This window comes from Methylobacterium sp. WL119, from assembly GCF_008039875.1.
Lineage (GTDB): Bacteria > Pseudomonadota > Alphaproteobacteria > Rhizobiales > Beijerinckiaceae > Methylobacterium.
In genome coordinates this window covers 90,611-96,840 of record NZ_VRUU01000009.1, presented here as the reverse complement: position 1 = coordinate 96,840, position 6,230 = coordinate 90,611, and the positions used below count along the sequence as shown (strand labels likewise).

Here is a 6,230-nt window from a genome sequence, read left to right as displayed (position 1 = left end):
CTTGAGCCTCATGGTCGGCGATAAACGATGAAGGGGCCCGATCGGGCCCCTTCATCGTTCAAGCTGCGGCCGCCATTGGCCTGGTTTTACTCCGCCACAGCGGCCTGGAATTGGTCCGCCCTTTACACCCGCCAGCGCATCGAGAAAACTCGGCCGTTGCAGCCGATGATCTCAGCTTCCCACCACCCCTCGTCGGGCCCCTCCTAGGCGAGGACGATGCTGCCGAGCCCGATCTGGTTGCGCTCGGTCGGCTTTACCTCGCCGACGAAAAGGCCGTCCCCGGGGCGAGGTTTCGGGGGCGTATCGGCTTCCGCCGTGACCGCCGGAAGCACGCTCGCTGCTTCAGGAGCGAGCGTCCTCTCTACGGTAAAAGCAGCGGACGGTTTAATTTCACGATCCTTGGCTGTCGCAAGTCCCTCGCAGGAAGAGGCATCCGGCTCACCGACCGATTCACACCTCTCTTCGGGACGCTCGGTGATGCTGAGGCCAGCCTGGTCGCCAGCCATCGCCACGAGCCGACCGTAGAGATCGCGGCGAGCGCCGGGCACATGCGCCTTGCCGCTCGGCAGGATGCGGCCGTGGGCAAGTTGCAGCGCAAGCGCCCGCTGATCGTCGTCGGTGACCGGCAACACGCGCAGCTTCATCGTGACCGCCACGGCGGTAGCCGCCTCGGCCTGATTGCCCTCGAACCAGGCGGCGCAGGGTTTACCGCTGCGATTGCGCCCAAACAGCACCAGGGCCGGTGGCTGGGGGGTAAGCGGCGCTTCACTGATGAGGGCGGGCAGGTTGGTGCCGAGGGAGGGTTTGGCGGTCATTGAATGCCCCTAAAACGACAAAGGCCCCGTGATGGGGCCTTTTGCGGAGGTGCTAGGGAGGGGCGGGCGCCGACTGACGCACGATGGCGGTCGGGGCCGTGGTGCTCGTGATCGCCGGTGCATGACACGCCTCTCCATCACACGTTGGTCGCCACCGGTGCGGCGCACCGGTTCGTCGACCGACGCTGTCAATATGACACAAGCGGTTGAAGATGTAAAGAATAAAATCCTATGAAGGGCGTAGAACTACGCGGCCCGCCGACGGGCGACGCGGACGGCCGCGCCACTGACATTCAGGCGCATCCGGACCACCTGCGTGCTAGCAGCATAGTGGTTCGATGCGTCGAGCACCGACATCCCCTCTTCGACGATCCACACGGCAGCCTCGTCCGAGATCAGGAGCGCCGGACCGAGCCAGTTCGCTTCCTCTTCCTTCACAGCGTCGTAGTGTCGGGAGCCTTGGGCGTCGAAAGGCGGCTTGGGGGGATGCATTAGGAGACCGTGTGCCAGTTCGTGCGCAATGTCGGCGGCCTGCCGCTTACGGGCGTGGCCATCGTTGTAGATGATCCAGCGCACCGATCCGTAGAAGAGGGTGATGGCCGAGAAGTCGGTCTGGCCGGGCGCAGACCGCAGGTAAGCGATCTCCTCTGGAACCAGCGCCTCGAACGCGCGAAGCGATGACAGTCTGAAATCGAGGTGTTCCGCGAGCTTCCAGGGGCAGAGGGGGCATTGGGGCGTGAGACTGAGTTCGCGCCGCATCTCGCGGGCGTACCAATTCGCTTCTTTTTTAAACCCCCGCCGCAGACCCATTCCGACGCGTTCTCACTTGATTCGAAGCTGCTGGTAGGCCGTCTTGATCAACACTTCGAGTGCCTTTGCGCCCTCGGACGATAGCTTAGGATCTGCTCGCAAATGAACCGTAATCTGAGCAAGTGGTTCTAAGCTTGGCCTTTCGCCACCCTCGATCCGAAAGAAATCATCAGCCCTAAGACCGGACCAGCCGCAGAGCGCAGATAGCGTATCTACATCCGGCCGTCGGCCCTGGGACATCCTTGTGAGGGAGGAAGCCGGTACGCCCGATTGTTCTGCAACCTTCTTCCAGGTAGCCCGCCGCCCCGCGCGCTCGGCATCCAGAGCAGCGAAGAACCCCGCCCCATCAAATTTTCCGGTGGCCATCAGAAATTGCTCTCTTGCAATCCAAAGGCTTTATCGCAATGTGTGCACATGGTTGCGAGATAGCAATCTGACAGTCCGAGAGCAACTGGGCGGCACAAGGAGCAGAGTGATGGCAAAGGGTTCTGGCGGTGGGTACCGCAGCACGATCAGCGGCCGATACGTGACGACGGGGCACGGGCAGCGCAGCCCTCACACGACGGTGCACGAGGCGTCCGGTCCGAAGGGATCAAGCGGCGATCACTACCGGAGCGCGATCAGTGGCCGGTACGTGACCACCGCACACGGGCAGCGCAGCCCCCATACGACCGAGAAGAACAAGTAGGAGGAGCGCATGAACTTCCTACACAAAGATCTTGGACTCCTAGATGGCGGGGTAGTCATCGAGGTCACTCTTGACTCGGCTGCCAACGTCAGTTTGTTGGATAGCGGCAACTTCAGCAGCTATCGTGACGGACGTCAGCACCGATCCTACGGTGGTCATGTCACTCGTTCGCCTTTCAGGATCGCAGTTCCACGGTCTGGACATTGGCATGTCGCTGTCGATCTCGGCGGGTATTCTGGTTCAGTTCGAGCAGGCATCCGTGTTCTTGGCTGATAAGGAGGGGGCTTCTAACGCCCCCTCCCAATGCCTTTTGGATTTCGATACGCTACGCCTGCGTTGAAAGCGCAGGCGGGGTTTGCGTTTGATTGGAAGCGAAGAAGGCCGCATCTCCGAACCGAAGGATCATGCGGGCTACGTCGGGTCCGATAAGAAGCTCGACACGCTTCCCAGTCTCGCGTCGAAGCTTTTGGATCTCCGCATCAAAGGCCTCGGTTGCTGAGTCGGCAGTCGAAATAATGAGTCCCATATCGGCAATGGGGTAATGGATGAAGGCGCGCTCGATATCTTTGACCGCCTGCAAATCCCAGTGCGTTCCGGTGTACGACTTTACTTGCACAACACAGGTATGCTGGCTCTGAAGTGAGGGGATCGGTAGCCCGCTTTCGTACTCTACGATCAGATCGGCACCGTGGTCGCCGGCGCCCCCCTGGCGCGTCACGCGCCGGACCCCTGGCATTAGCTTGAACACCTGCTCAAGCAGCACTTCCAGGTCGTAGTTCGGATGCGTGTGTTGGATCCGACGCGTGATGTCGATTAGCAACGGTTCGATTTGTCGCCCGAGCAAAGCCGCGCTTGTTGCCTGGCTACGAGGTTGGGGCGCTAGACCTGATACCAACGCAGCACGGAGGAATTCAAACTCCTCCTGCATGTAGATACGCCACCAACGTCCTTGAAGGACGAGACGTGCTTTCAAAGCGGGCTGCACACTCGCGTCGTTGCGGTCGAATTCCCTGACCGTCGTGGGATCTACCCCAAAGCGGTGATTAAAATCGGGGGCTGTGTGTTTCCAATAATAAGCTTTGTTCACCTGCGCCATCGTGCAGCGACCGTAGCTCGGTACGTTAATGTAGATGACCCAATCGCCGGGCTCAAGACCTAGAAGAAAGGCCTGATTACATTCAATCTCTAAAGGCGTAAGACTTTCACGTCCAAATTCCTTGATCTTTGTCGCGATACGCTTGAGATCGACGTCGTCGTGCCCCTCCTCCAGATAGCTCCAGCCAAATCGGCCTTCGCCATCATTTAGAGATTGGCGGATTTCGGTGACAAGGTTTGCTTTCTCGGAAGGCCCCTTTAGCGCATAGATGGTCGGCATAAGTGTATCCTATCGATGGTTTGTTGGATCAGGCTAGGACTAGTCGACTGCCCATCCCGCGTCGATAAGAGCCTCGACGTCTGGGAAGTCGAAAAATGTTTTGGATTTTGCATCAACGACACGGAGGACGCCGCGTTCGAGTTCGTAGCTCTCGACCGTAGCAAAGCGGCCATCGCGGTGCTTCAGGCGAAGCTTGCCCCACATCTCGATTTGAGGCCAGAAGTCGACCACAGCTTCCCGGGTTAGGTCCTTAAGATTGTCGGACCAACTTGCGATCAGATCCACACCCTTTGGATCTGGCGTTGCAAATAGGGGTATCGACTCGCCTTCACTGTACCCGTCAGCGCCCGAACAGATTGCTTGGATGGCCAGGTCGAACAGACAGCTTGGTGCCGTCCATCCGCTACCAGAATGCGAGAAGATGCCCCGCACCAAATACGCCGTATAGGGCCCCGCTGGATCAGGCTCTTCCCCTGCTCGCGGGGCATTGCATAATAAACTCCAATATGCTGTGAGCTCACGTTGTTCGAGAAACTTAAACACCGCGTCTATAGATGCTGTGAAGTCGAGATCGACCGTCTTCACTGAGGTACTAACGTCGTCGCCTCGCAGGAGCTCGCTTGCCTTTTGCGCTTCCTGGGTTCCGGGCAGGAGCGCCACGATGATTTCGTAGCCGAGCCTCCGATCTGGGCCCCGGGCGTGATTCAGGCGGGTTCGGAGGACTGCGATCCGGTCGTAATCGGGGCCGTTCATAGGACGCTCCTTGGTTTTTGCGCCTTTGAACCCCAGAAGGATGGTTAGTTCAGACCGTGGTGAGCAATTTTTTTGTCCGATGTGGACTGTGGACTAGGGTGTGGTTTCGCGCGCTAAACGTCGATCCTCGGAAGGCGCAGGATGGCATCCGCCCGCGCCTTGAGGGACACGCTACCGTACCGCTCGCCCACGCTCTTTGCCGACCAGCCGCAGATCGCGTCGATAACGTTGCCGGACACGCCAGCTTCAGTCGCGACCGTGCGGAAACGATGCCGCCAGCTGTGATTCGGGCTGACCCCTGGGTCGTCGACATAGGCGCGCGCGAACTCACCAAGGCGGTTTTTCACCCCCTGCAGCGGTCCAGCGATCTTGCTACTTGCGTCCGGTACAAGGAACAGCCGTTCCTCCTTTATGCTCTCGACGAACGCCGGAAAGCCGAGTTCGACGATCTGCGGATGCAGCGGCACCTCGCGCGCTTGCTTCGTCTTCACCGTACCGGCTTCCGGCGTGATCCTGAGCACCCATACCCCGCCGGGGAGCCCCTCGATTTCGACTTTTCGAAGATCCTGACGGCGCATCTGCGCGATCTCTCCGACGCGCGCTCCGGTGAAGGCAAGCACCCACGGGATCCAGCGTTTGGCAGCGTAGGTCTGACGCAACTCGCGCCCCGGCTTCAGATGCGACGCAGCCCGCAGAAGTATGCGCGCCTCCGCAACGGTGAACTCTCGCTCACGAAGCTTGACCTTCGTCACCTTGGCGACCGTCACGCCCAAGGCCGGGTTTTCGGCGAGGCGCCCGTTGGCGACGGCCCAGCCGAACACCGAAGTCAGCGCGGCTAAATCGCTGTTCTTAACCGTCGTTGGCGAGCGCAACTGACCGTTGCGCTTCCTGCTAGCAAGGCGGTGATCCTTGAATCGACGGACATCGTCGACTGTGACGCGATGCGCCTCGTCATGGCGCAGGAAGGCGGCGAGCTGCTTGATCGTGTTGGTATAGGACTCCCGCGTCGAGTCGGACTTGCCCGTGCGCTCGGCCTCCCGCCACCAGGCCTCGACGAGCTCCATCAACCCGACGGCCTTCACTGGCGGCTTGGCGGCTGGCGTCGCCTCACGGGCGGTTGCCAGACCAGCTTCGGGCTCGCCGCGGGCTAGAGCCGCGAGCGTGAGGCTGGCGCGCTGGACCTGGGCGGCGATAGCCTTGGCCACGCGCCGGGCGCTCGCCTCGTCCACCTCGATGTCATGCAGGGCTAGCACCGTCTCGGCCTGGTCCAGGCACCATGCCTCCAACTCGCTGACCTTCTCGGCCTGTGCGAAGTCGAGTGTTGCGTGCACGGCGACACGTCCGTCCTCGCGGGTCTCGGTGCGACTCACTCTCGGATGCCACAGCTGTCGATAAAGGTCGGTCGGCCAGAAGCGTTGCCGGCTGGGGTTTTCCCGATGCAGGCCAAGCCAGTGGGCGTACATCCACTGCGCGCGCTCGCCCGACTCGCGCTCGCTCAGGGTACGGGAGGCCGTGCCCGCTTCAGCGGCAACGCTCGGGGCGTCCGCAAATGCGCTGCGCCGTAGCTCTGCCCATCGCGCTTCCAGTCGGGCGATGGCCTCGGCATGGCGCTGCTTGGCCTCGATGGGCTCACGGGTTTGAAGGCTAAAGTATTCGATGGCGCGGCCGACGCGGACGACGAGGTCGCTCGGCACGCGCTTGCGCAACCAAAATATGCCGGTCTTCGGGTGGCGGGATGGACGGGACATCGCAAGGACCATGTGCATCACCCGTGTGCATCACTCGGGCG

7 protein-coding genes are annotated in these 6,230 nt (G+C 61.0%); 1 reads left to right on the top strand and 6 read right to left on the bottom strand.

The window, feature by feature from the left end:
• Positions 1 to 203: 203 nt before the first annotated feature.
• The 3 genes from FV227_RS28870 to FV227_RS06605 form a co-directional block, all read right to left on the bottom strand.
• A complete protein-coding gene (locus FV227_RS28870; RefSeq protein ID WP_187274706.1) occupies positions 204 to 815 on the bottom strand; it encodes a hypothetical protein in 612 nt (203 codons plus the stop codon).
• A 246-nt stretch (positions 816 to 1,061) separates the two neighbouring features.
• The gene (locus tag FV227_RS06610; RefSeq protein ID WP_147858594.1) at positions 1,062 to 1,625 is read right to left on the bottom strand and encodes an ImmA/IrrE family metallo-endopeptidase; all 564 of its coding nucleotides are present in this window, start codon (positions 1,623 to 1,625) and stop codon (positions 1,062 to 1,064) included.
• Between the two features lie 12 nt (positions 1,626 to 1,637).
• Positions 1,638 to 1,991: a hypothetical protein gene (locus tag FV227_RS06605; RefSeq protein ID WP_147858593.1), complete on the bottom strand. Its 354-nt coding sequence runs from the start codon at positions 1,989 to 1,991 to the stop codon at positions 1,638 to 1,640.
• A gap of 446 nt (positions 1,992 to 2,437) precedes the next feature.
• Here FV227_RS06605 and FV227_RS29730 point away from each other — a divergent pair, with 446 nt between their 5' ends.
• Positions 2,438 to 2,653, top strand: a complete 216-nt coding sequence (locus FV227_RS29730) for a hypothetical protein (RefSeq protein ID WP_246686362.1) — start codon at positions 2,438 to 2,440, stop codon at positions 2,651 to 2,653.
• On the opposite strand, the gene FV227_RS06590 is transcribed toward FV227_RS29730, so the two are convergent.
• From FV227_RS06590 to FV227_RS06580, 3 genes are all read right to left on the bottom strand, one after another.
• Positions 2,639 to 3,688, bottom strand: coding sequence for a restriction endonuclease (locus tag FV227_RS06590; protein ID WP_147858590.1), 1,050 nt, complete (start codon positions 3,686 to 3,688; stop codon positions 2,639 to 2,641). The two genes, FV227_RS29730 and FV227_RS06590, sit on opposite strands and share 15 nt — an antisense overlap.
• Positions 3,689 to 3,727: 39 nt before the next feature.
• Entirely contained in the window at positions 3,728 to 4,441 is a 714-nt protein-coding gene (locus tag FV227_RS06585) for a hypothetical protein (RefSeq protein WP_147858589.1), read from the bottom strand.
• Positions 4,442 to 4,554: 113 nt separating this feature from the next.
• Positions 4,555 to 6,201 (bottom strand): DUF6538 domain-containing protein, encoded by a 1,647-nt coding sequence (locus FV227_RS06580; RefSeq protein WP_147858588.1) that lies wholly within the window; start codon positions 6,199 to 6,201, stop codon positions 4,555 to 4,557.
• Between the last annotated feature and the right edge of the window lie 29 nt (positions 6,202 to 6,230).

Bases quoted from the DNA above. Each gene is read 5' to 3' on its own strand.
- FV227_RS06585 (WP_147858589.1), bottom strand. From the start codon at position 4,441: ATGAACGGCCCCGATTACGACCGGATCGCAGTCCTCCGAACCCGCCTG.
- FV227_RS06605 (WP_147858593.1), bottom strand. From the start codon at position 1,991: ATGGCCACCGGAAAATTTGATGGGGCGGGGTTCTTCGCTGCTCTGGAT.
- FV227_RS28870 (WP_187274706.1), bottom strand. From the start codon at position 815: ATGACCGCCAAACCCTCCCTCGGCACCAACCTGCCCGCCCTCATCAGT.
- FV227_RS06580 (WP_147858588.1), bottom strand. From the start codon at position 6,201: ATGGTCCTTGCGATGTCCCGTCCATCCCGCCACCCGAAGACCGGCATA.
- FV227_RS06590 (WP_147858590.1), bottom strand. From the start codon at position 3,688: ATGCCGACCATCTATGCGCTAAAGGGGCCTTCCGAGAAAGCAAACCTT.
- FV227_RS06610 (WP_147858594.1), bottom strand. From the start codon at position 1,625: ATGGGTCTGCGGCGGGGGTTTAAAAAAGAAGCGAATTGGTACGCCCGC.